This is a genomic window from Mammaliicoccus sp. RAM2, from assembly GCF_045897195.1.
In the GTDB taxonomy this organism is placed as follows: domain Bacteria; phylum Bacillota; class Bacilli; order Staphylococcales; family Staphylococcaceae; genus Mammaliicoccus; species Mammaliicoccus sciuri.
This window is the reverse complement of record NZ_JBJNWI010000003.1, coordinates 327,987-352,226: the sequence shown is the minus strand read 5'-3', so window position 1 is coordinate 352,226 and position 24,240 is coordinate 327,987. Positions and strand designations below refer to the sequence as shown.

The following is a 24,240-nucleotide window of genomic DNA, read 5'->3' as shown; positions in this document are numbered from 1 at the left end:
CTAGCAACATAGAAGCTCTGAATATTGCAAGACGAGCATGACTAGCAACATAGAAGACTCGAATATTGCAAGACGAACATGACTAGCAACATTCGGAGGCATTTTACATTCTATTTCAATATCCTATTCCAACGCGTGATTGAATAAATTCGTCGGACGATATTTGATCGTAAACGAAGTCTGCTGTGTCTGGGACAGATATTTTCACGGCATTCTCTGGTAAGTAGTCTCGTTCGACTCTGTATTGTCCGATTCTTTCGCCATCTGGTAAATAGGTTGGGCATATGATTGTCCAATCTAGCTCTGAATTTTTAAGGATTGTATAAACTTTATGATGTTCTTCTGCTGCACGTGTTGTGCGTCTTTTAGATTCGTTAGATTGATAGCGTAGTAAATTCTTGTCAGTTCGACTTTGTAATATGCCAGCAGTACCTATTGTGATGATACGTTTACTGCCTTGTTGTGACATTGTTTCAATAATTAATGGCATAGCTTCTGATAATGTAGTGGAGCCGTCTGTACTTAATGCACTTACAATAATGTCGTTACATTCAGCTGCTTTTTGAATATCATTTGGATTTAATACATTTCCTTCGATTAGTCTCACAGATTGATGGTCGATGCTTAATTTATTTTTATCACGAACGAGTACAGTTACGTCATGGCCGTCTGATAGTGCGTGTGTTAATACTTCTTGTCCAACTCTGCCAGTAGCACCTAAAATTAAAATTTTCATTTGTATTGCTCCTTTTATAAAAGTTTTTTATTTTGATTATAAATATGTTTGAGTATATATGATATATCACCAGTATGCATTACAAAGATTATATAACTACTTTTTCATTTGAGACTAATTTATCTGGTGAGTTCTAATATATAAAATAAAAACCATTTCCAAGAAATGTGGAAATGGTTTTTATTAAAAGTATTCATGAGTTAATCTGATAATTTGGATTCCAACCTTTCCAAGATTTCTTTTATTATAGCGAGCTCTTCAGATAAGTTATATTCATTAGATGATATTTTTTGACTAATTGTTTGTGAAACATATAATAAATCATCACTAATGTCTTCAAAATAGTCTCTCCCGTGATTCTTGACCATACTTATACCTCTTCCTATTTTGTATATATAAGTATATTACCCAAATTTATTTTAGTTCTAACAAAAATTGTAATTAATTTAAGTTTTTATTCTTTATATTCACTTTGATAAATTATTTTTAAATCAAAAATATAGTTTTAAAAAATAACATCTCATTCTACTTAATAATTCAGTAAGCAATGAGATGTTATTTTGTCTTTATCATTCAAGCACTAGAGTTTTAATGTTTTATCAGTTGAATTGTAAACTACGATAATGTTCTACTTTATTTAATTTTACTTAATAGCAAATTTGCGTGATGATTGAATTCGTTTTTAACTTCATTTTGTGTTTTCTCTGATTGTGTGTATGCTCTACGATAAAGCCACCCATTAATAAACATCCTAACTAATAATACAAAGTCACTCTTATCTAATTTAAGTTTATGATGTGCATGAATCTTTTCTAATTTATACGTTAGAGCAGTTGATAACTTATGATTATAATGTTCAATATTAGATGTAAAGTTTGAAGGTGCAAATGATAACTGGACATAAAATTTTACTAAGTAATCTGAATCGTAAATATAATTATAGAAAAAAGAAGAAAGCTCATCATATACATTCAGAGGCTGAGAATCGATTCCTTAAATAATACTTAGTCCTACTGACATACAATTTTCAATACATTGTTCATACAATTCATCTTTGCTTTTAAAGTAGTTATATAAACTTGCCTTTTTTATTCCTAGTTCATTGGCAATATTATTTAGTGATGTTCCATAATAGCCCATTTCAGAAAAGGTTCTCATACTTATATGAATGAGTTTCTCAGATGTATTATTCACTTCATTTGCCTCCTTTGCTACATATGAATAACTATACAGGAAATAGCACAAAAAATCACTCGTAAAAACGTTTACATTTAACACAATAAATTACGCATTGCCTTTTTCTCTGGAAATGATATACTATTTTTACAAACTACCGTTCGTTAGGAGGAAATATGAAGCTTTTATTATTATTTTTTATTATTTATCCAATAGCTATGTCAATTTTTTGGATAATCGGAACTTTGATTTACTATATTTTTATCGAAAGAAAGTTGAAAGCTAAACATATCAACTATCAACCACAAGAAGGGATTTCGTTTCTTATCGCTTGTTACAACGAGGAAAGCACCATTGCAGAGACGATTAAAAATTTAAATGATCTCTCATATCCAATCAAAGAAATTATTGCTGTTAATGATGGGAGTTCGGATCAAACTAAGGAAGAATTATTAAGACTTAAACAAGCGTACAAAATTAAGTTTATTAATTTAGAAGAAAATAGGGGTAAAGCAAATGCGTTAAATATTGCAGCTCAATATGCTCAATACCCATATTTGATGTGTGTGGATGCAGATACGATTATCGACGATGATGCACCGTACTTTATGGTGGAAAGTCTAATTGATGATCCAACAATCGGTGCAGTAACGGGGAACCCACGTATTAGAAATAAATCTACTTTACTAGGGAAAATTCAAACAATCGAATACGCTAGCATGATAGGGAGTATAAAGAGAGCACAAACAATTAATGGCTTTGTTAATACAATATCTGGTGTTTTTACGTTATTTAATAAAAAAGCATTAGAAAAGAATCAATATTGGGATACGGACATGATTACTGAAGATATTGCAGTGTCATGGAAGTTCCATTTATCGGGATACAAAATAAAATATGAACCGAGAGCATTATGTTGGATGCTTGTTCCTGAAACATTTAAGGGGTTATGGAAACAAAGGGTAAGATGGTCCCAAGGTGGACATGAAGTGATTTTAAGAGATTTTAAGAACATGTTAAAAGTAAGAAATATTTCATTATGGTTGTTATTTATTGAACAAATCCTTTCTGTAATATGGGTATATGGCATAGTTGTTATCTTATGTTACACAATACTGCGATTAAACTTCTTGGATTACTACTTCTATAATTATCAATTAAATATCTTTTTAATATCAGCATTCTTACTGACGTTTATTAACATTATTCAATTTACTATTTCTTTATTGATTGATAGTAGATATGAAAGAAAAAACAATTTATTTGTCATATTTTTAAGTTGGTACCCAACTTTCTATTGGTTAATCAATGCGATTGTCGTCGTTGTTGCATTTCCGAAAGCACTTAAACGAAAAAAAGGAGCGTTTGCTACATGGACAAGTCCAGACAGAGGGAACATAAAAGAGTAGAATCAAATTTAAATATTTTCAGAGAGTCAATTGTGTTTGTTGCGTCATCTATATTATGGCTATATTGCATAACGGTGCTATTTGTAATGGTAGGATCGTTATTACCGATAGACAATCATTTTATACAAATTGTAAGAGTGATATTGAATCTTGAGAAAGGTGATATTGTCTCGATGTTTAATTATTTTGTGATTGGTTCAATCATCATTTCTGTATATTTGATGATTACGTTTCGATTCAATGTTAGAAGAAAGAGAGCTGTACCACATGAGTATTATTAAGTTAAGTTTTAAGTGGTCGATGATGATAGCTTTGATATTATTCATGTTCATTTCTAGTGATCAATCAGTACTTGCTAAGAAACAAAAAACACTTGGTGGCGAGAAAAATGGATGTCTTGCATTAAACTATCACCGAGTGAGAGAAGACACATGGATAGATAAATTGCTATCAGCATTCTCAAATAGTAAAGAATTGAAAATTTATAGTGTCACTGAAACGCAATTCGAATCTCATATTAAATGGTTAAAAGGAAAAAATGCTCAATTTTTATCTTTAGATGAATTCATTCATTACAAAGAAAAAGGTAAGTTCCCTAAAAATTGTGTGTGGTTAAATTTTGATGATATGGATCAAAGTATTTATGAAAATGCCTTTCCAGTTATGAAAAAATACGATGTCCAAGGAACTGGTTTTGTAATAACGGATCATGTAGGTGACCCTGATTTTCATAATATTCGTATGTCGCCTAAAAAAGAATTACTCAAAATGAAGAATAGCGGGTTATGGGATTTTGCATCGCATACACATGATATGCATACTATGAAAAAAGATAAATCAAAATTTGTATCATTTGCTGAAAAAGGAAATATTAAACAGGATATCGATAAAAGTACGGACTATATTAAAGATGAACTAGATGGAAATGAACAAGCGATCGCATATCCGTACGGTCAAGCAAACGATAAATTAATTAAACAACTTGATAATGATACATCAATCAAGTATGGATTTACATTGGAAGAAAAAGCAGTTGTTCCAGATAGCGATAATTTTTACATTCCAAGAGTTATGGTAAGTGATGACGCTTTTAACAAGCTTGTTAAGAAATGGGAAGGATTTAATCATGAGTAAAGGAAGATATATTGAATTTATATATTTAAGAACATTTTTATGTTTATTAATTGTACTAACACATGTTTTTACCGAGTTTACAAACACAAATGAACCTGATGATATGCAATTACAAGTCTTATATTGGATCAGAATGATCTTAATTATCGGGACACCTTCATTTATTATATTGTCTCAACTATTAACGACACTAAATTATAATGATAAATTAAAAATAGGCTATTTAAGAACACGTCTAAAATATATATTATTACCTTACTTAATTATGGGTGCTTTCTATAGTTATTCTGAATCACTTAAATTAAATGATTCATTCTTAACGCAATACACAGAGAATGTTATTCAAGGTAATTGGTATGGCTACTTTATTGTAATCATTATTCAGTTCTTCTTGTTAAATTGGATCATCTATCGAATAAATGCTAAAATACTTTTTTCAAAATGGAGTCTTATCATTTCGTTCATAATTAATACAATCTATTTGTATAGTTACCAAAATGTTGAACCTGTTAGAGAATTTATAAGTCAGTATTATCCATTTAGTCCTGAAACATTCATAATTGGTTGGCTGTTTTATTACTTTTTAGGTTCTTACGTAGGTCATAATTATCAAGCTATTAAAGATTTCGTAACGAAATACATCGCTTTAATTGTATTTTTAACAATTGCTGCATACGTAGCCTTTGTATTTGTAGGAGAACATGATTATTGGATGGTTAGTAGTATGGATTATCGTATTTTATTATATATCACTTTTGCATTTTTAATTATAATTAACTTTAGCTCACAGTTTGATGAATTTATGTTTAGTTCTGTTGAATTGATTAGTAGATATTCATTTTTCGTTTATTTATTACATCCGATTATATTGGAATATATGTTCCAATATACAAGTATATTTGAAGAACAGACTTTTATCTTTATTCCAATATCATTATTGTTTATTGTGGGATGTTGTCTAGGGATTGGTATTTTATTAAGAGAATTTCAAATTTTTAAATTCGTAATGGGCAGACAACCTTATAACAAATAAATATCTATATAAAAAAAGCAAGTTATCTCATAGTCGAGGTAACTTGCATTTGTCTGAATTATGTTGTTTTGTATGATGATTTCTTAAATTGATATACGATGAAGCCGATGATAAATCCGACAAAGGCTGGTAATGCCCAACCCATTCCAATCGTGAAGAATGGTAAGAATTTTTCGCCAAAAGTGATAACTGCATGTGCAAAACCTGTATTTGCGATGAATTCAGGACTTGCTTTAATACCATCAACAAATGAAGCGATCATTGTAAAATATGTCGTAAATTGATAAATGATTTTTGAATGGTTAAAGAATGAACTGAATAACGTTAGCAAAATAATTGTAATCGCTAAAGGATATAAAAACATTAATACTGGTGTAGAGTATTCAATAATTTTTGTTAAACCAACATTTGCAAAAATACATGAAATAATACTTACAACTGTTGCAAACATTAAATAGTTTTGCGTTGGAAATAGTTCTGTGAATGTTTCTGAAAAGGCTGTGATTAGGCCAATAGCAGTCTTTAAGCAAGCTACAATAATGATGAGTGATAGTAATATGATGCCGTAATCACCTAAATAATATCGTGCGATTTGAGCTAAAGCTATGCCACCATTTTCACTCGCTTTAAAATGACCTAAACTCATCGTACCCATAAATGCTAATAAACTATAAATAATACCCATTAAAATAATGCTAATCGTACCAGATTTGAATGTTTCTTTCGCAATATGATTTGGGTTTGTAATACCTAACTTTTTAATAGTTGATACGATAATAATACCGAATGCAAGTGCAGCTAAAGCATCTAGCGTATTATAACCATCAATGAAACCTTTTAGTAACGCGCTGTTTTCATAATCAGGACTAATATTAGCATTTGATACTTGTCCAATTGGATTAATAAACGCTAATAAAATCAATAAGCCTAAAAGGACTAAAAATACAGGATTTAAAAATTTACCGATATATTCTAGAATTTTTGAAGGTTTTTTTGAGAAAAACCAAGCAACTAAGAAGAATAAAATACTAAATATCGATAAATATAATGTGACAGATGAATCTGAAATAAACGGTGTAAATGCAATTTCAAACGATGTCGTTGCAAGCCTAGGTAAAGCATAAAAAGGACCAATTACAAGATAAAGTAAAATCGTGAATATATAAGCATATTTGCGATTTACACGTGTCGTTACTTCAAAAATACCATTCGTCTTAGAAATACCAATTGCGATAATTCCTAAGAATGGTAAACCAATCGCAGTAATTAAGAAACCAATATTGGCCGTTAAAACATTTGATCCTGCCAATTGACCTAAATGAATAGGGAAGATTAAATTTCCCGCTCCAAAAAACAAGCCAAAAAGTAATGATCCGATATATATATTTTCTTTAAAAGTAAGTTTATTTTTCATGATGATAAATTTCTCCTATTTTTTTAATCAACTTCACTATCTTAATGTGTTTTGTAAGAAGATGTCAAATTGATATTGAGGATATACATAAAAAGAGCCTAGAACAACGATATACATTGTTGTTCTAGGCTCTTTTATACTTTTATTGTGGTGCTATCGATCAAGAAACGAAAACAAGATCGTTAGAAATTCTAACGTTCAAGAAAGTGAAACAAGATCGTTAGCGCACCAAATTTCTAATTATTTCTCATCTCATAAAGTAATCCTTGTGCAGCTTCTAGGTTTGGCTTATCCATACTTTTAAGTGCTTCTGTTATAAGTTGGATTTCACTACCTTTTGCACCGATTTTAATTGCTAAGGATTTATAGTGAAGGTTCATATGACCTTGCTGTATACCTTCTGATACGAGTGCACGACATGCTGAAAAGTTCTGTGCGAGTCCGACTGCAGCTACAATGTGTGCTAATTCTTGTGCTGTTTTAACACCTAGTAAGTCTAGTGTAACTTTAGATATTGGTAAGAGGTCTATGCTTCCGCCAATAATGCCGAGTGTTAATGGTAATTCTATTGTACCTACTAAAAATTGGTTATCACTATCATATTTCCAAGTTGTTAAACTTCTATATTGTCCGTCTTTACTTGCATAAGCATGCGCACCTGCTTCAACGCTTCTCGTATCGTTTCCTGAAGCTAATACGACTGAGCTAATCCCGTTCATAACACCTTTGTTATGTGTGACTGCTCTGTATGGGTCGATGTGAGCTAATACAGATGCTCGTTCCATACGGTGTGCGACTTCTGCACCGCTTACTTCATCTTTTTCTAAGTCTGAAATGGCGATTTTACCTTCAATGCGAATAACAGATGTTGTTGAATAGTTTGAAAGAATACTCATTAGTATGTTTGTATCGCTTAATTGAGTTTCTAAATAGTGCGCAATTCCTTCAAGAATGGTATTGATAATATTAGCACCCATTGCATCACGTGTATCGATATGAACTTTTAAAGAAAGCATACCTTCTTCAGGAAATTCATCCGTTTCGATTTTGCGGTAACCGCCACCTCTTTTAAGGATAGAAGGGTAGACTTGATCGGCTACTTGGCGGATATCTGATTCTAAATTTAAAATATCTTTAGATAGTTGAGCAGTATCTGTAACATTATCAAATACGATTTGACCTAATTTAATATTGTCACTTTGAACGACTTTAAGACCACCAGATTTGTTGAAAAGTTTAGAACCGAAACTTGCTGCTGCAACAACTGATGGTTCTTCAACCATCATAGGTACAGCATACGTTTTATCTTCTACTATAATTTCAGGTAAGACACCTACTGGTAGCGTACCTTGACCAATGACATTTTCGATTAAATTCTCTAAAAGTTCTTTATCTATTTCTGAATTGTTAAGTAATATTTGCTCAGATTCTTCTTTAATCCAACCATGATCTTTTAATTGTTTGATTTTCTCAGGTCGTGATAAATGTCTGAAGTCTTTCGTTAAAGGTTTCATTAAAGTCCTACTCCTTTTTCTATCATTAATGCTATACCTAAGCCACCACCGATACATGCAGTTGCAATACCCGTTTGCTTATCTTCTTGTTTTAAGGCATGTGCAAGTGTTGTAACCAATCTTGAGCCTGTTGATCCTAGTGGGTGACCTAAAGCAATCGCGCCACCATAAATGTTAAATTTCTCATCTGGAATGTTAAGGTTTTTTTTAACAGGAATGCTTTGTGCTGAGAATGCTTCTGTCATCTCAACTAAATCGATATCTTGAATTGTTTTTCCAGTCTTGTTTAATAGTGACTCTACGGCATAGAATGGTGCATAACCCATATATAATGGATCACAGCCGATTTCAGCGTGTTGTCCGACAGTTGCTAAGATTGTGTAGCCGTGTTCTTTCGCGTATGATTCACTCATTAAAATTAAAGCAGAACCACCGTCGCTTAAAGCTGAAGCGTTACCCGCAGTAACTGTACCGTCTTCTTTGAAAATTGTCTTTAATGTTGCAAGATCTTCTATTGTACTTTCAGGTCTGATTAATTCATCTGAAGTTATTGTTTCACCATTAACATCTTCTAATGGAACAATTTCTTCATTGAATTTACCAGCTTTTGTTGCTTTATCAGATTTTAAATGTGAATTTAATGCAAACGTATCTTGTTCTTCACGGGTAACTTCATATTTAGTTGCAATTGCTTCTGCAGTTAAGCCCATCGCCATATTATGAAAGACGTCAGTTAAACCATCATGCATGAAACTTTTAACAGGTGTGTCGCCTTTTTTAAGAATAAGGTCTGGTGTGTTCGTCATACTTTCGATGCCGCCTACAGCAACAACATTTGCTTCTCCAAGTTGAATAAGTTGTTTGCCTAAAATGATAGATTTAAGTCCTGATCCACAAACTTCGTTTACAGTCATACCAGGTGTTTCATATGGTAAACCGGCATTTACAGCAATTTGTCGAGCAGCATTTTGTCCCGTACCAGCTTGAACAACGTTACCGAAAATAACATTTTCGATATCTTTAGGATCTAGTTGGATTTTATTAATTGCAGATTTTAAAGCAGCAGTCCCTAATTCTACTGCAGAGTAGTTACTCAACCTTCCTCTGAATTTTCCTACAGGGGTTCTTTGAGCACTTACGATTACAACTTTATTCATATTTTATGTTCTCCTTAAAAATTTATTTATTAATAATTGTCAATATTTGATGTAGTTTGATATCATTCAATATATAAAATAACATATTGAGAGGAAATTATTATGGCAATAGGTATTGATAAATTAGATTTTTACATCCCAAGTTTTTATGTAAGTATGGACGATTTGGCAAATGCTCGTGGAGTAGATCCAAATAAATTTAAAATAGGTATCGGTCAAAATAAAATGGCCGTTAATCCAGTAAGCCAAGATATTATATCAATGGGTATTAACGCAGCTCAAGATATTTTATCTGAACAAGATAAAAAAAATATCGACATGGTGATTGTAGCGACTGAATCGGGAATCGACCACTCTAAAGCAGCATCAATAGAGATTCATGACCAATTAAATATTCAACCATTTGCACGTTGTATTGAAATGAAAGAAGCGTGTTACTCAGCTACAGCAGCTATCCAACTTGCTAAAGACTTCTTATCTAACAATCCGAGTAAAAAAGTACTTGTAATCGCAACTGATATCGCACGTTACGGATTAAATTCAGGTGGAGAACCTACACAAGGTGCAGGAGCAGTCGCTTTACTATTGAGTCATAATCCTAGAATTTTAGAATTAAATGACGATAGCGTTGCATATACAAATAATGTATATGATTTCTGGAGACCAACATCTGAAAAATATCCTGTCGTAGATGGTGCTTTATCTAAAGATGCATACATTGAATCATTCAACACAGTTTGGAATGAATACGCTAAACGTACAGGTCATGAAGTAAATGATTTTGAATCATTCTGTTTCCACGTTCCATTTACTAAAATGGGTGAAAAAGCCTTCAAGACTATTTTAAACGAAAACGTAGAAGATTCAATTAAAAACAGATTAATGGATGCATATCAAGATTCTGTACTATGGAATAGAGACGTAGGAAATATTTATACAGGTTCATTGTATTTAAGTTTAATTTCTTTATTACAAAACCATACATTCCAAGCAGGACAAGAAGTATGTCTATTTAGTTATGGTTCAGGTGCAGTAGCTGAAATATTTAGTGGTTCAATCGTAGATGGTTATGATAAAGCGCTAGATAAAGAAAAACACTTAGACATGCTTGCATCAAGAGAACAATTATCTGTAGAAGAATACGAAACTTTCTTTAATAGATTTGATAATCAAGAATTTGACTTCGAACGTGAACTCAGACAAGATCCATATTCAAAAGTATACTTACACAGTATCGCAGATCACATTAGAACATATAAAACAGAAGAGTAATAAATGAAGCCTAGGACATCACTTAAGACGTCCTAGGCTTTTGCTTTTTGTATTAAACTTTTTCAATATATTGATCTTCGTGTTCGACATCTTTACCGACTGGTTCCCATTTAATATAAGTAGTAATGATTAGCCCAACTATAGGCACTAATGCTAATAGCAGCATTGTCTTATTTAATCCTAAGTTAGCTAATATAATTGGGAAAATAAATGTACCAAACATACTACCGAATCTACTCACGGATTCTACAAAGCCTGTTCCTTTACCTCGTAGAATTGTAGGGTATGAAAGGGCGGCAATTGCTTTACCTTGAGTTCCTGGTCCACCTGAATGTCCAAATAGGAAGAATGCCACCATTAACGCAATCAACCAAGTATAGGTATGTCCATAAAATAAACCTATAATAATCATGGCTGTCCCTACAATGCTAAACCCAACAATTGTTAATTTACGTGCGCCGTATTTTGTTGTGAGTAATGCACCAGTTAAACCACCAATGATACCCGCGATATTAATGAGTGCAGTACCTGATAAGGATTCGATTTTGTTTTCTCCGATTATATAAATTGCGATTAAAGGAATATATAGACCGATTGCATAGTACTGCATACCTTGTAATGTTGCAATGGAAGTCGCTAATATTGTTCTTTTACGATAGCGTTTATTAAACAATGTACGTAAAGGATTTTTAACTTCTGTTTTACTAAATGATTCATCTTCACCTTTATTAGGTTCGATATTCACATTGATGTTGTAGTTCTTCTCGAGTTCTTTACTCGCTTCTGTTAAGGTTTTATTTTTCATTGACCATGATGGGCTTTCGCTTAAATAAAATAATCTTAAAACGAGTATAATCGTTGCGAACACTGCGCCGAGTGCTACGGAATAACGCCATAACCAAGCACCTGTACCAAGAGAATATAACAAAATAACGATAAGAGCCGAAGATACAACGGCGATATACCAAACGACTTGCCAATAGTTGACGTTACGGCCTTTATCTTTTTTATTACTGATTTCTGCTATAAAAGTAAAAGCAACTGGGCTATCCATACCAATTGCAAATCCCATCAATAATCTGAAACATAATAAAATAGCTGGTGCAGGTGATAACGCAGCCCCAATTGCCCCAATGATTAAAGAAATCAATGAGACAGATAGAATTAATTTACGACCTAATTTATCGGCGTAAAATCCACCAATTGCAGCACCAAATAATGCACCGAATGGCATTGCTGTCATAATGAATGATAAGTAAGTCGGAGAAAGTTTGAATTCTTGAGTAAGTTGATCAGTCGCTGTCCCTAAAATTGTTAAATCATAAGCATCTAAAAATATTGTGCCTAATACGATAATTAATAATAGTGACGTACGCTTTGTCGTCTTACGTTCGTTCACATAATCGATAATATCCTGTTTCGTATGTATTGTAATTGTTTCACTAGCCATAACCATACCCTCCTTAAAAAATCTATACACATTTTGTTGGCAATAAACAGACCAATAATGTGATAATACAGGTATGCTGATTCTACGGATGTTTGTTGTAAATATATACCCTAAGAATCAAAAAATTAACAATTTAAAAATAAAAAGCGCAAGGAGAGGTAATATGCTAACAATATATGGACATAGAGGATTACCAAGTAAAGCTCCAGAAAATACAATAGCATCTTTTAAAGCAGCTTCAGAAATAGAAGGTGTAAAATGGCTAGAGTTAGATGTTGCCATTACAAAAGATGAACAATTAATCATCATTCATGATGACTATTTAGACCGTACAACAAGTATGTCCGGGGAAATAACAGCATTAAACTATGAAGAATTAAAAGAAGCATCAGCAGGATCATGGTATGGTGCGAAATTTAAAGATGAACGCTTACCAACATTCGATGATGTGATAGAAATAGCAAATGAATATAACATGAACTTAAATGTAGAGTTGAAAGGCGTCACTGGCGCGAATGGACTCGCTCTATCTAAAAGTATGGTAAAGCAAGTTAAAGAAAAATTAGCAAACTTAAATCAAAATCAAGAAGTACTCATATCAAGCTTTAACCTCGTACTCGTTAAACTAGCAGAAGAAATCATGCCAGAATATAAAAGAGCTGTCATCTTCCATACGACATCATTCAAAGAAGACTGGAGAACATTGTTAGACTATTGCGATGCAAAGATAGTGAATACAGAAGATGCCAAACTCACAAAAGCAAAAGTGAGAATGGTCAAAGAAGCGGGTTATGAATTAAACGTTTGGACCGTAAACAAACCAACACGCGCAAACCAACTTGCAAACTGGGGTGTTGATGGGATATTTACAGATAGCGCAGATAAAATGGTGCATTTGTCTGAGTAGGAGAGACTAAATAGTTTCTTACACTAGATTTTCCAAAATAAAAACAGAGGTAAGTCTTCCGTATTAGAGACGGTAGTCTTACCTCTGTTTTATTAATGCCATGGATTATAAAACCTACTGCCATTGATAAAGAATAATGCAATCGCTACTGCGACAAAGCATATTACAATAACAATGGTCATATAATCTTTGAATTGATATGGTTCGCTTACATACCATGTTCTTTTTTTATGTTTACCAAACTGTCTAAGTTCCATTGCTGTACTGACAGTATCAATGCGTTCAATACTTGAAAATATTAGAGGCATTACAATTTGTGATACGCCTTTAAGACGTTTAATGATACTTGCTTTTTTAGACATTTCATAGCCTCTAGCCTGTTGTGCTTGTGATATTTCTAGATATGTTTCTTGGATATCAGGAATGTATCTTAATGTTAATGCTACGGCATAACTGATTTTATAATTAACACCTATACGATTTAAGCTTGCTGCAAAGTGGCTAGGGTTTGTTGTTAATAAAAATACAAGTGTTAAAGGAATGGTACATACATATTTTAATAATAGATTAAACAAATAAAATAATTCTTGAGTTGTTAAAGTAAATCTTCCAACACCTGACCATAATTCTGTTCTAACACCATAAAGGCGGACGCCGTATTCAGGGTCAAATAAGTAAACGGCGATAACATTGATTACTGTGAAAAAAGCGATAAATTTAACAACAAAACTAACTTGATACCATTTAAGTTGAGAAACTTTAAAAAGAATCAGAGAACAAATACTTACTATAATCAAATAACGTGTATCATAAGTCATCATTGCAGAAATTGATAGTAATAAAAAGAAAATGAGTTTTGCTGTTGCGTTTATATAATGTATAGGGCTATTTCCTGGATGATAGCCTAGTGTATTAAACTCATTCATGATTTTTTCACCTCTTTATCAAATTCTATGAATGTTCTCACGAAATTTTGAGGAGATGTAATTTGAGCACGTTGCGCAAGTTTATATAATGATGTTTGTCTCAGAGCCGCTTGCTCACATAGCTTTTGATCTGCTAGTAATTTTATTGGAGTAGTGTCAGCAATAATCTTACCATCAGAAATAACAATAGTACGGTCCGTATATTCAGCTAGTAAATGCATATCATGCGTTATCATGATAATTGTTTGTCCATCCTCGTTTAAGGATTTTAAGAAAGTCATCATTTCCGTGTAATGATAATAATCTTGTCCTGCTGTTGGTTCGTCTAAAATGATGATTTCTGGATTTAGTACAAGTATAGATGCGATTGTTACACGTTTTTTCTGTCCATAACTCAATGCAGAAATTGGCCAATTTCTGAAAGAGTATAAACCACATGTTTTTAAAATATTAAAAACGCGTGATTTAATCTCAGCCTCATCTATGTTTCGGAGTTTTAAACCTAAAGCAACCTCATCAAAAATCATCTTTTCTGATATCATATGATTTGGATTTTGCATGACATAGCCAACATGTTCAGAACGTTCGCTGATTGAAAGTTTGTGGAATGATTCGTTGTTCCAAAACATTTTTCCTTTAGTATGTATAAAACCACAAATTGCTTTTGCTAATGTAGATTTGCCTGCTCCGTTATGTCCCACAATACTTAACATTTCTCCAGGATATATATTGAGATTTATATGATTTAATATTTTTCCACTCGTGCGATTATATTGATAATTAATATCCTCTAAAGTTAATAAAGGTTTATATTGATTGTATTGATTTTGAGGGACAATTTGTTCAGATTGCCAATTTTTGATAGCATGTTTAATTTCACTATTTGTGGATACTTCATTAACATTAGCGAAATTTATTTTTTCTTGAATAGGTATTTGAGTGTATTTCACAGCTGATGCGTATAAAGGTTCTCTAATACCACATTCATTTAAATAGTTGCTACGTAATAGCTCATTAGGTGTTAAATCTGCATAAATCTCTCCATCTTTAAATAAGATGACGCGATCAAAAGTGTCATCAAGCGCTTCTTCTAAGCGGTGTTCTACCATAATCATAGTTGAATCTGTATATTGATGTAACTCTTCTAAAAGTTTCATTGTTTGGTAGCCAGAATGAGGATCTAGATTTGCTAGAGGTTCATCAAGTACTAAAATAGGAGGCTGATGTATGAGTACGCCACCTAATGAAACACGTTGTTTTTGACCACCTGACAAATCTTGTGGACGCTTATTTAAATGTTCATCAATATTGACAACCTTAGACCAGTGGTGGACGTCTTTATGCATGGTTTCTTTATGAACATTATTGTTTTCTAACATAAACGCCATATCTTCAGCAGCTGTTAATCCAATAAACTGACCATCTGTATCTTGAAGAACCGTTCCTACTATATTTGACCGTTCATGAAAAGTGCATTCTTTAGCATCTTCCCCATTAATAATTATTTGGCCAGTTAAGTCACCTTCATACTTAAAGGGAATAAGTCCATTTATACAGTTTACAAAAGTCGATTTACCACTACCTGAAGCACCAACTATAAGCACTTTTTCGCCAGGATAAATATTAATATTTATATTGTGAAGTGTTGGTTCAGATTGGCTATAATATTTGAAATTAACATTTTTAAAGGTAATAATCGGTTTAGCCATTGTTAATCTAATCCTTTCTCAAGCTGCCTTTTTGTACTTGAGTTGATGCATAAGCTTTTATAAGTAGTGTACCAATAATTCCTACTGATACAATATTTAATATTGTAGAAATGACACCTTGTGTAAATACTTTATTAGCCGGTTCACTATAGATTAAAATATCTAAAATTGGTGCGATTAAACCCCAACATACAATATTTCCAATAATAATAGCGACTATAAAATATAAAATGCTTTTTTTGCTAAATTGTCCAGTAGCTAAATTGATTTTTTGCCCAATCCATCCGTAATAAAAGCCAATAATTCCTGAACATATTACCCAACTCCACCAAGCACTACCATAAGTCGTGAAGTCCTTAACAGCGTGACCAATAAGGCCAATCATAAATCCAGCAAAAGGACCAAATATAGCAGAAATTAAAGCTAAAAATGCATAAGATGTTTCTAAGTTAGTGTTTGGGAAGCCAGTTGGAATTACAACAAACCTACCCAAAATAACAAATACTGCTGCACCAATACCTATAGCTACGATAGTTTTAACTGATATACCTTGTTTATTCATGATATATTCTTCCTTTCATTATAAATTGAATGATACTTTCGATAATTGGATTGTCCATTCTTTACCTGTTCCGATATGATATAGTTTTGAAAATGAATCTTGGTTAACGGCAATACCGATGTTAACAAGTGAATTAACATAGACAAGTGGTTCTCCAATATTTACATCAGCAAATGAACGTACAAATTTAATAATATTTTGATACACTTTATTCTCATTATGGAAAATAGACACCATAATTTGATCTCCGTGTGAATAATTTGCTTCTTTTAGATAGTCTAAAGGAATATTTGTCCATAAAGAACCAAATCTTATATCTAATACATCAATACTACCACTTAAAATATCATTCTCATTTTTAGCTTCAATAATTTCTAATTGTTTAATGGAATCAAGCTCAATAGGTTGGCCAAGTTCATTGAAAGTAATTTGTTTTGAAGCGAGTCTTGCGCCATTATAAGCATATACATCTCTCCCGTGAAATGTATGACTTTCCTCAGAGTGAGGTAAGCGGCTTTTAACTTCATCAATTGCGATTACTTTTTCAATACCTTCGTAATATTGAATATGACTTAATGACCCGTTATCTGGTGTAATAATATAATGTCCAGATTTAGTTAAGCATGCAATACTTCTTCTATCACTTCCAACTCCCGGATCTACCACTGAAACAAACACCGTGCCTTTTGGCCAATATTTAACAGTTTGATATAAACGATATGATGCTACCCATATATCATATGGTGGGATATTGTGCGTTAAGTCACTAATTTCAATATCATTGCTTACCGTATGAGCAACACCATACATAGCACTTACTGCACCATCCTCCAATCCAAAATCAGATTGTAATACTAAAAAATTTCCCATAATAATCCTCCCGATTTTCTTTTTAAATATTCAGAATTATATAAAAACATTACGCGCAATACCACTAAATGTCAATACAAAGTTGAGAAATTTACTATGTTTTAAAGGCTTTTAGTTTATCAGCTTTTTACTATATAAAAAACCACCACTTTTCGTTGTTAGAAAAGTGGTGGCAATATATTCTACATCATTGCTACTTTTAATAAATCTAGCACGCCGCTTGATGATCCTGGGAATGCAAAGATGAGTTGGTTGAGGTCTTTGGCTGTTAGTTTTTGGTTAACGATAAATGTGAGTAGGTTAATTAAGTTTGCTGCATCGTCTGCGTAAATTTCTGCGCCTACGAGTTGTTTGTCTGCGTTTAATACAATTGTCATTTCCGCTTCTGTTTCATTTTTATATTCAAACACCATTTGTTTACCGAATGGAATGTCTTTTATTGTATATGCTTCGCTTTGCTCTGCATCTTTAACTGTAACACCTATTTGTGAAAGTCTTGGTAATGAGTATAATACTGATGGTATTGCTGGATATTGGATTGGGTTTGGATTGATACCTAATATATGAGTCGCGATGTAGTTAGATTCAAATGTTGCTGTTGGTGTTAATTTAGGGATTGTTTTATCTAATACATCTCCGCTTGCATATATGTTGTGTATGTTTGTTCTTAAATGATCATCGACTTGAATACCTTTTTCACTATATTCGATGCCTAATTCGTCTAGTCCTATATTTTGTACATTTGGTTTACGTCCAGTAGCATCTAGAACATAGTCAGTATCAACGCTAAGTCCTGATTCTGTTGTTACGTGATAACTGCTACCAGTTTGTTGTACAGATTGAACATTTTCATTTAAATGGAATTGTACGCCTTCTGATTCAAGTTTATGAATTAATTTCGCGATGTGCTTTTCATTAAATCCATCTAATGGTTTATCTGTATGGTGGATGACATGAACTTCAGCACCTGATTTAATTGCGATTGAAGCGAATTCGATACTAATAATACCAGCACCAATAAATGTGATGCTATTTGGCATTTTATCTAAAGATAAGAAGTCACGACTATCATGTGTTAATGCGCTACCTTCTATATCTAATTTATTACTATGTTGTCCTGTTGCAATGACGATGTTTTCAGCTTGAATAGGCGTACCTTCAACATCAACTGTATGAGCATCTACTAATTTACCGGCACCCATTATAACTTCAATACCTTGTTGTTCAAACATAGATTTAAGTGTATTGGAAAGGGGATTTATGACAGCTTTCTTATATTGCATCAAGTTCTTCCAGTTTACGTGTAATTGATCAGATTCAATAATTTGAGGATAATGACTAGCTTCTTCTAATACTTCATAAGGTCCTTCAAGTAAGATTTTGGCATTACAACCGTAATTTGTACATGTACCAGCTATCGTGTCTTTTTCTATAATGGCTACAGATTTGCCTGCATGTTTTAACGTTAACGCAGCGTGCCATGCAGCATGGCCACTTCCTATAAATACAACATCAAATTTTTTCATAGTTTATCATCCTTATATGTTATTTATTTAATTGCTTTCTTAAAGTTGTTTCTAATTGATTCATAATGTCTTTCGTTTGTTTGTATAATTCTAAATCCATTTCTTCTGATACACATTTAGAGATAGCATCGTAAATAGGTTGTTTTTGTTCTTTCCCTTTTTGTGTTAACGAAACAACTAATTGTCTTTTATCTTGGTCTGATTTTTGTCGAGTGACCCATCCTGATTGTTCTAATCTTTTAAGTAGTGGGGTAAGCGTGTTGCTTGAAAGGTCCAATTTATGACCAATTGAATGTAATGTTTGAGGATTTTCCTCCCATAATGAAAGTAAGACTAAATATTGTGAGTAAGTTAAACCAAATGACTTAAGCTCTTTTTCATAAAATTGGGCAAATAATCGACTTACATTATATGCTGAGAAACATACTTGATTGGCTAGTTTCATATTGTAATCCATTAAATACTCCTTTCTATCGTGTGCGATTGATTATATATTAAACTATCGTGCGCGACTAATCAAATGTGGTGCTCACAAATTGAAAAAAGGTACTAGAATTGATAACTTGTAATTAATATAAAGTAAAGATTGTCCTTTTACAGAAATTGTAATAATATAAATTTAAAGATGAACATGTAGTCGTGGAGGGATGGTTGTGAGTGAAAATCATGACAAAGATATTAACGAGGAAATAGAGAAAGAATTGCTAGAATATCTAGAGAATAAAGACGAAATTGAAGCAGCAAAGCCTAAAAAGAAAAAATATATGAGCATGGTATTTCTATGCAGTTTAATCATTGCGTTGCTATATATTTCTAGAATTGTTATGAATATTTTTTAAAGACATAAAAACAGAGCAGCATCCAAACGCGGATGTTGCTCTGTTTGTTTATTTATCAATACGATACGTTTTCTTACCGTTATCATATAAATCGTCATACACTTTTCCAGATATTTTGGCATTGTAACTTGCCATGCCTTTATCTTGTACATCTTTCACATTAATAGCCATCATTATATTTGGATTATCTTTATCATATGAAATGAACCAACCTATTTGTTGTCCCGTCTCACCTTGTTTCATCTTGAGTTCAGCTGTACCTGATTTACCAACTAAGTTAGCATATGATCTATAAATATCTTCTCTATGTGTTTTGTTCACGACTTGTTGCATACCGTCTGTTAACAATTTAATATTTTCCTGGGAAATGATGTTCTTCTTCCAGACTTTATTTTTCGTATCTTTGAGTACATGTGGAGCATTCACATTACCTTTGTTCTCTAATGCGCTGTATATTGAAAGAATTTGAACAGGATTGATTAATATTTCACCTTGGCCATAACCTGAGTCAGCTAACAATATTTCATTATCTAAGTTCTTATTTGAAATTTGTGCATTGTAGAATGGATAATCACTCGGGATATCTTCACCAACACCAAGGCGTTTCATTCCTTCTTCGAATTTTTTGCTGCCTAATTCAAGTGCAACTCTCGCAAAGAAGATATTATCTGATGATTCAATAGCTTGTTTTAAGTCGATATCGCCATTCACAACTTCGTATCTTGTAACGTTGTAGTCACCCCAAGATTTATCTTTTTGCCAACCTTTTCCATTAATTTTATAACTTGTTTTGCCGTCTAATGTCTTATTGTTTAAGCCAATCATGGATGTTAATATTTTTTGAGTCGAACCTGGTGATGTCGTAATTTGGAACTTATTAAGGAGTGGCTCTTTATCATCTTCAGTTAATTTCTTATAATCCTCATCGCTCATTCCATTCATAAATGGATAAACATCATAAGATGGCGTGCTGACAAGTGCTAAGAGTTCACCAGTTTGTGGATGAATAGCAGTCCCCGAACCGTAGTCATCTTTCATGTTGTTATAAATACTTTTTTGGACTCTAGCATCGATGGTTAATTTAATATCTTTGCCGTCTATTTTCTTTTTCTTTATTAATGTATCAATAACTTTATTATTATCATCAATTATTGTGACACGGTATCCGTCTTTATTTTGAAGGTCTTTATCGTATAGTTTTTCGATACCTTTTTTACCAACGATGGCATCCTTTTTATAACCTTTAAATGCTTTTTGCTTCAATTCTTCTGAATTAATAGGGCCAACATATCCAAGTAAGTGCGTTGTTGCTTCTTCAAGCGGATACTGTCGACTTTCTGTTTCCTGTGATGTGAGATGATACTTTTCAACAAAATTCTTTAAATCTTGATTCATATCTTGAACAGTCTTGAGAGGGACGAATGTATCATCTTTAACCCAATCCTGTTCTGTTTGTTGTTTAATATACGATTCTGAAAGGTCTAACTTTTCAGCGATTGCTTTGTAATCACTTGTGGAAACATTATTAGGAACAATACCAACTTCATGTGCTGTTCCTGTAGTGGCTAACTCTACATTGTTCCTGTCTAAAATCTTACCTCGTTCTGATTTCAATGGTTCAATATTGATGGATTGATTTTTCTTCATGCCTGGAATAATGGCACTTTGATTCCAATTCAATTTCCAATCTTTATCTTCTTTAATAAAGTTTAATTTAACGTCACGATTAATTTTGCCGTAATTCGTTTGAAGTTCATACTTTGCTGTGACTTGTTTTTTGTTTTTTGAAACCTTTTTGATATCACGATCTTTAATGTTGATATCTTTGACGCCGAGACTGTCATAAATCTTAATAGGGCGGTCTGTCATTTCTACTTCACCATTATCGTTTTTAGATTGGTAAGTACTATTTTTAAAGACTTGCTTAACGTTTTTATCTTCAATGGCATCAATTGTTTCGTTTATTTTCTTATCTTTAGATGCATAAAAGAATACGCTTGAACCAACAGCGATGATTACAATAACGATGGCGATGATTAATTTTTTCATAAGAATCCTCCCAGAATTAGGACTAAGAATGAGTGTTTTAGTTATTCAAGTTGTGAATACAAATATAACATAAATAATCAATTTACTCTTATTGAGAAAGTTTATTAATGGAGTAATTATACACTTTAATTAAGAGTTATTTTATTAATAAAGAGAAATAATACACTTAAAAGATGGTTGCTTATATATACTTTTAAATTTGATGAGCGTATAAATATATATATGCTTTTGATGTCATCAATCGTTAACGTTTTGTTCAATTTATTAAATATGATTAGGAGATTAGATATGATATTTTCTCAAGCTAAAAGATTACTAATAGGTAAACCAAAGAAAAACAAAGAGTTACAAAATGAAAAGATTAGTAATACAAAAGCTTTAGCCATACTTTCATCAGATGCATTGTCCTCTGTAGCATACGGGCCAGAGCAGATATTAATTGTGCTCTCTGTGTTAGGTGCTATAGCAGCTTGGTATACACTACCGATTACGGCATTTATATTGATTTTATTAATCACATTAGTGCTGTCATATAGACAAGTTATTTACGCTTATCCTCATGGTGGTGGTGCTTATACCGTTTCAAAACATAACTTAGGAGAAAAATGGTCGCTACTCGCAGGTGGGTCGTTACTTGTAGACTATATATTAACAGTCGCTGTTAGTATTTCATCAGGTACTGATGCATTTGTAGCCGCATTTCCATCTTTATATGAAAAACGAATTTTAATAGCATGTATTTTAGTAATTTTGATATTAATTTTGAACTTAAGAGGTTTAACAGAATCTGCAACGGTGTTGTCGTATCCCGTATATTTATTTATATTTGGTTTGATTATGCTGATCGTCGTAGGTGTATGGAAAGTAGCAACTGGCCAAGCTGAACCACAAACAACATCCGTTGTCGGTAGCTCAGTACCGGGTGTAACGTTCTTTCTATTACTAAAAGCATTTTCATCTGGTGCATCATCTTTAACAGGTGTTGAAGCGATATCGAACTCAGTTAAAAGTTTCAAAGATCCCGCACCCAAAAATGCTGTTAAGACTTTAATCGCAATGGGAAGTATTTTAGGATTTATGCTTGTAGGTATGGTCTATTTAACTTATTTCTATGGCATTATGCCACAAAGAGAAACGACTGTATTATCTCAACTTGCGAAACAAGTCTTTGGAGAGAATGTGATATTCTACTTTATTCAAGGTGCAACAGTACTCATTCTGATATTAGCGGCTAATACTGGATTTACAGCATTTCCACTACTCGCAGCAAATATGGCTAAAGATAAGTACATGCCACATATGTTTACAGTTCGTGGTGATAGATTAGGTTATTCGAACTCTATTATTATATTAGGTGTTTTAGCAATATTTTTAATAATAGGCTTTAACGGCAAAACTGAAAACTTAGTTCCACTTTATGCAGTGGGGGTGTTCATTCCGTTTACGTTAGCACAACTCGGTATGATGATAAAATGGATCAAAGAAAAACCGAAACATTGGAAAAAGAAATTAGCAATCAATACATTAGGTACTGTTATAACATTTACAATATTTATGATTTTACTCATAACAAAAATGCCACACGTGTGGCCAATCTTAATCTTTTTACCGATCGTCGTATTGATGTTTGTTCGAATTCATAAACACTATATAAATATCGCGAAAGAATTACACGTTTCAGAATCACACAAAAGCACTACAACAAAAAGTAAGAACTTAGCCATTATTCCAATAAGCGGTATCACAAATGCAGTAGATAAATCTATCGCATATGCAAAATTAACATCTGACGATATCATCGTTGTACACGTAGCAGTAGGTGAAACAAATGAGAAGAAATTACAAGCGAAATGGAAGTCATTGTACCCAGATATACGACTTGTCATATTGCATTCAGAGTACAGAGACGTCATTAAACCTATCACGCGTTTTATAGATAAAATTAATCATAAAGCAACAGCAGAAGATTATTTAATAACTGTCATCATACCGCAATTTATTACAAATAGAAGATGGCATAATTTATTACACAATCAAACAAGCTTTATGTTAAAAGTCCATTTATTCTATAGAAAGAATATCGTCATATCAACGATACCTTATAAATTAAAACATTAAACTTAAAATCATTTGTATTTTACAACTATATATTTAAAAAAGCAGAGGAAACAATCAAAAGATTGAATATTTCCTCTGCCTTTTTAATGCAATAAAACTGAAATTAACCGAAAGTTTGAATGCAAGTCTTGATTAAATCAATAATGCTTGTAATAACACCAGCGATATCCATTTGCAAAACCTCTTTCCTTTTAAGATACATTAAGTATAAATAAACTTAACCCATTTATGTTAAAAATTCCCTATAAAGCCAAAAATCATACATAACTGCCAATGAGTTAAAAAACAACGTACAAATATGCACAAAAATCCATCACTTAGGGAATGTGAAGGAAATTGAATAGTTTGGAATAAAAGAATATTAAAGGGTGAAAAGTTGAAGTGAGATGATGTGATACTTTTATATTAAAAGTATCAGTGAAATATCTTTGAATACATT

Annotated in this window: 23 protein-coding genes; 8 read left to right on the top strand and 15 right to left on the bottom strand. The window is 32.4% G+C overall.

Annotated elements, in window-relative coordinates; genetic code table 11:
* Positions 1 to 115: 115 nt before the first annotated feature.
* The 4 genes from ACJTHF_RS06775 to ACJTHF_RS06760 form a co-directional block, all read right to left on the bottom strand.
* Entirely contained in the window at positions 116 to 736 is a 621-nt protein-coding gene (locus ACJTHF_RS06775; RefSeq protein ID WP_078355324.1) for an NAD(P)-dependent oxidoreductase, read from the bottom strand.
* A 200-nt stretch (positions 737 to 936) separates the two neighbouring features.
* Entirely contained in the window at positions 937 to 1,104 is a 168-nt protein-coding gene (locus ACJTHF_RS06770) for a hypothetical protein (protein ID WP_158259694.1), read from the bottom strand.
* A 265-nt stretch (positions 1,105 to 1,369) separates the two neighbouring features.
* Positions 1,370 to 1,711 (bottom strand): hypothetical protein, encoded by a 342-nt coding sequence (locus ACJTHF_RS06765; protein ID WP_407812602.1) that lies wholly within the window; start codon positions 1,709 to 1,711, stop codon positions 1,370 to 1,372.
* Between the two features lie 18 nt (positions 1,712 to 1,729).
* On the bottom strand, positions 1,730 to 1,930 hold the full coding sequence (locus ACJTHF_RS06760) for a TetR/AcrR family transcriptional regulator (protein WP_407812601.1): 201 nt from the start codon (positions 1,928 to 1,930) through the stop codon (positions 1,730 to 1,732).
* Positions 1,931 to 2,088: 158 nt separating this feature from the next.
* On the opposite strand from ACJTHF_RS06760, the gene pgaC reads away from it, so the two are divergent.
* Genes pgaC through ACJTHF_RS06740 form a run of 4 tightly spaced genes read left to right on the top strand, consistent with a single transcriptional unit; the run spans position 2,089 to position 5,488 of the window.
* Positions 2,089 to 3,321: a poly-beta-1,6-N-acetyl-D-glucosamine synthase gene (gene pgaC, locus ACJTHF_RS06755; protein ID WP_078355323.1), complete on the top strand. Its 1,233-nt coding sequence runs from the start codon at positions 2,089 to 2,091 to the stop codon at positions 3,319 to 3,321.
* Positions 3,285 to 3,602, top strand: coding sequence for an intracellular adhesion protein IcaD (gene icaD / locus ACJTHF_RS06750; protein ID WP_078355322.1), 318 nt, complete (start codon positions 3,285 to 3,287; stop codon positions 3,600 to 3,602). Before pgaC ends, icaD begins: the two co-directional genes overlap by 37 nt.
* Positions 3,589 to 4,455, top strand: a complete 867-nt coding sequence (gene icaB / locus ACJTHF_RS06745; protein ID WP_078355321.1) for an intercellular adhesin biosynthesis polysaccharide N-deacetylase — start codon at positions 3,589 to 3,591, stop codon at positions 4,453 to 4,455. The genes icaD and icaB overlap by 14 nt, the downstream gene beginning before the upstream one ends.
* A complete protein-coding gene (locus ACJTHF_RS06740) occupies positions 4,448 to 5,488 on the top strand; it encodes an acyltransferase family protein (protein WP_058591926.1) in 1,041 nt (346 codons plus the stop codon). The genes icaB and ACJTHF_RS06740 overlap by 8 nt, the downstream gene beginning before the upstream one ends.
* Positions 5,489 to 5,546: 58 nt before the next feature.
* On the opposite strand, the gene brnQ is transcribed toward ACJTHF_RS06740, so the two are convergent.
* The 3 genes from brnQ to ACJTHF_RS06725 all read right to left on the bottom strand — a co-directional run bounded on the left by brnQ (position 5,547) and on the right by ACJTHF_RS06725 (position 9,573).
* The gene (gene brnQ, locus ACJTHF_RS06735) at positions 5,547 to 6,905 is read right to left on the bottom strand and encodes a branched-chain amino acid transport system II carrier protein (RefSeq protein ID WP_078355319.1); all 1,359 of its coding nucleotides are present in this window, start codon (positions 6,903 to 6,905) and stop codon (positions 5,547 to 5,549) included.
* 233 nt (positions 6,906 to 7,138) lie between these two features.
* The gene (locus ACJTHF_RS06730; protein WP_107603401.1) at positions 7,139 to 8,416 is read right to left on the bottom strand and encodes a hydroxymethylglutaryl-CoA reductase, degradative; all 1,278 of its coding nucleotides are present in this window, start codon (positions 8,414 to 8,416) and stop codon (positions 7,139 to 7,141) included.
* The gene (locus ACJTHF_RS06725) at positions 8,416 to 9,573 is read right to left on the bottom strand and encodes a thiolase family protein (RefSeq protein ID WP_078355317.1); all 1,158 of its coding nucleotides are present in this window, start codon (positions 9,571 to 9,573) and stop codon (positions 8,416 to 8,418) included. Before ACJTHF_RS06725 ends, ACJTHF_RS06730 begins: the two co-directional genes overlap by 1 nt.
* Before the next feature lie 102 nt (positions 9,574 to 9,675).
* On the opposite strand from ACJTHF_RS06725, the gene ACJTHF_RS06720 reads away from it, so the two are divergent.
* Positions 9,676 to 10,845, top strand: a complete 1,170-nt coding sequence (locus tag ACJTHF_RS06720; RefSeq protein ID WP_107603402.1) for a hydroxymethylglutaryl-CoA synthase — start codon at positions 9,676 to 9,678, stop codon at positions 10,843 to 10,845.
* Between the two features lie 52 nt (positions 10,846 to 10,897).
* Here ACJTHF_RS06720 and ACJTHF_RS06715 read toward each other — a convergent pair whose 3' ends face one another.
* Positions 10,898 to 12,295 (bottom strand): MFS transporter, encoded by a 1,398-nt coding sequence (locus ACJTHF_RS06715; protein ID WP_088592724.1) that lies wholly within the window; start codon positions 12,293 to 12,295, stop codon positions 10,898 to 10,900.
* A 163-nt stretch (positions 12,296 to 12,458) separates the two neighbouring features.
* Here ACJTHF_RS06715 and ACJTHF_RS06710 point away from each other — a divergent pair, with 163 nt between their 5' ends.
* A complete protein-coding gene (locus ACJTHF_RS06710; RefSeq protein ID WP_119469340.1) occupies positions 12,459 to 13,202 on the top strand; it encodes a glycerophosphoryl diester phosphodiesterase in 744 nt (247 codons plus the stop codon).
* Positions 13,203 to 13,294: 92 nt separating this feature from the next.
* Here ACJTHF_RS06710 and ACJTHF_RS06705 read toward each other — a convergent pair whose 3' ends face one another.
* The 6 genes from ACJTHF_RS06705 to ACJTHF_RS06680 form a co-directional block, all read right to left on the bottom strand.
* On the bottom strand, positions 13,295 to 14,128 hold the full coding sequence (locus tag ACJTHF_RS06705) for an energy-coupling factor transporter transmembrane component T family protein (protein ID WP_048540458.1): 834 nt from the start codon (positions 14,126 to 14,128) through the stop codon (positions 13,295 to 13,297).
* Positions 14,125 to 15,837 (bottom strand): ABC transporter ATP-binding protein, encoded by a 1,713-nt coding sequence (locus ACJTHF_RS06700; RefSeq protein ID WP_119469339.1) that lies wholly within the window; start codon positions 15,835 to 15,837, stop codon positions 14,125 to 14,127. The genes ACJTHF_RS06705 and ACJTHF_RS06700 overlap by 4 nt, the downstream gene beginning before the upstream one ends.
* Positions 15,838 to 15,844: 7 nt before the next feature.
* Positions 15,845 to 16,399, bottom strand: coding sequence for an ECF-type riboflavin transporter substrate-binding protein (locus ACJTHF_RS06695; RefSeq protein WP_058591917.1), 555 nt, complete (start codon positions 16,397 to 16,399; stop codon positions 15,845 to 15,847).
* 18 nt (positions 16,400 to 16,417) lie between these two features.
* Positions 16,418 to 17,269, bottom strand: coding sequence for an S-adenosyl-l-methionine hydroxide adenosyltransferase family protein (locus ACJTHF_RS06690; RefSeq protein ID WP_119469338.1), 852 nt, complete (start codon positions 17,267 to 17,269; stop codon positions 16,418 to 16,420).
* A gap of 182 nt (positions 17,270 to 17,451) precedes the next feature.
* On the bottom strand, positions 17,452 to 18,795 hold the full coding sequence (locus ACJTHF_RS06685) for a dihydrolipoyl dehydrogenase family protein (protein ID WP_084756106.1): 1,344 nt from the start codon (positions 18,793 to 18,795) through the stop codon (positions 17,452 to 17,454).
* Positions 18,796 to 18,814: 19 nt separating this feature from the next.
* Positions 18,815 to 19,252: a MarR family transcriptional regulator gene (locus ACJTHF_RS06680; protein ID WP_058591914.1), complete on the bottom strand. Its 438-nt coding sequence runs from the start codon at positions 19,250 to 19,252 to the stop codon at positions 18,815 to 18,817.
* Between the two features lie 196 nt (positions 19,253 to 19,448).
* On the opposite strand from ACJTHF_RS06680, the gene ACJTHF_RS06675 reads away from it, so the two are divergent.
* On the top strand, positions 19,449 to 19,634 hold the full coding sequence (locus ACJTHF_RS06675) for a hypothetical protein (protein ID WP_025907530.1): 186 nt from the start codon (positions 19,449 to 19,451) through the stop codon (positions 19,632 to 19,634).
* Positions 19,635 to 19,682: 48 nt separating this feature from the next.
* Here the strand turns inward: ACJTHF_RS06675 and mecA1 are convergent, their stop codons facing one another.
* Entirely contained in the window at positions 19,683 to 21,683 is a 2,001-nt protein-coding gene (gene mecA1, locus ACJTHF_RS06670) for a PBP2a family beta-lactam-resistant peptidoglycan transpeptidase MecA1 (protein WP_088592725.1), read from the bottom strand.
* Between the two features lie 291 nt (positions 21,684 to 21,974).
* Here mecA1 and ACJTHF_RS06665 point away from each other — a divergent pair, with 291 nt between their 5' ends.
* The gene (locus tag ACJTHF_RS06665) at positions 21,975 to 23,801 is read left to right on the top strand and encodes an APC family permease (RefSeq protein ID WP_058591962.1); all 1,827 of its coding nucleotides are present in this window, start codon (positions 21,975 to 21,977) and stop codon (positions 23,799 to 23,801) included.
* Positions 23,802 to 24,240 lie beyond the last annotated feature (439 nt).

Coding starts and splice junctions, on each gene's coding strand:
- ACJTHF_RS06685 (WP_084756106.1), bottom strand. CDS start 18,795: ATGAAAAAATTTGATGTTGTATTTATAGGAAGTGGCCATGCTGCATGG.
- ACJTHF_RS06725 (WP_078355317.1), bottom strand. CDS start 9,573: ATGAATAAAGTTGTAATCGTAAGTGCTCAAAGAACCCCTGTAGGAAAA.
- ACJTHF_RS06740 (WP_058591926.1), top strand. CDS start 4,448: ATGAGTAAAGGAAGATATATTGAATTTATATATTTAAGAACATTTTTA.
- ACJTHF_RS06720 (WP_107603402.1), top strand. CDS start 9,676: ATGGCAATAGGTATTGATAAATTAGATTTTTACATCCCAAGTTTTTAT.
- icaB (WP_078355321.1), top strand. CDS start 3,589: ATGAGTATTATTAAGTTAAGTTTTAAGTGGTCGATGATGATAGCTTTG.
- mecA1 (WP_088592725.1), bottom strand. CDS start 21,683: ATGAAAAAATTAATCATCGCCATCGTTATTGTAATCATCGCTGTTGGT.
- icaD (WP_078355322.1), top strand. CDS start 3,285: ATGGACAAGTCCAGACAGAGGGAACATAAAAGAGTAGAATCAAATTTA.
- ACJTHF_RS06730 (WP_107603401.1), bottom strand. CDS start 8,416: ATGAAACCTTTAACGAAAGACTTCAGACATTTATCACGACCTGAGAAA.
- ACJTHF_RS06700 (WP_119469339.1), bottom strand. CDS start 15,837: ATGGCTAAACCGATTATTACCTTTAAAAATGTTAATTTCAAATATTAT.
- ACJTHF_RS06715 (WP_088592724.1), bottom strand. CDS start 12,295: ATGGCTAGTGAAACAATTACAATACATACGAAACAGGATATTATCGAT.
- ACJTHF_RS06695 (WP_058591917.1), bottom strand. CDS start 16,399: ATGAATAAACAAGGTATATCAGTTAAAACTATCGTAGCTATAGGTATT.
- ACJTHF_RS06775 (WP_078355324.1), bottom strand. CDS start 736: ATGAAAATTTTAATTTTAGGTGCTACTGGCAGAGTTGGACAAGAAGTA.
- ACJTHF_RS06710 (WP_119469340.1), top strand. CDS start 12,459: ATGCTAACAATATATGGACATAGAGGATTACCAAGTAAAGCTCCAGAA.
- ACJTHF_RS06680 (WP_058591914.1), bottom strand. CDS start 19,252: ATGGATTACAATATGAAACTAGCCAATCAAGTATGTTTCTCAGCATAT.
- ACJTHF_RS06770 (WP_158259694.1), bottom strand. CDS start 1,104: ATGGTCAAGAATCACGGGAGAGACTATTTTGAAGACATTAGTGATGAT.
- ACJTHF_RS06705 (WP_048540458.1), bottom strand. CDS start 14,128: ATGAATGAGTTTAATACACTAGGCTATCATCCAGGAAATAGCCCTATA.
- ACJTHF_RS06690 (WP_119469338.1), bottom strand. CDS start 17,269: ATGGGAAATTTTTTAGTATTACAATCTGATTTTGGATTGGAGGATGGT.
- pgaC (WP_078355323.1), top strand. CDS start 2,089: ATGAAGCTTTTATTATTATTTTTTATTATTTATCCAATAGCTATGTCA.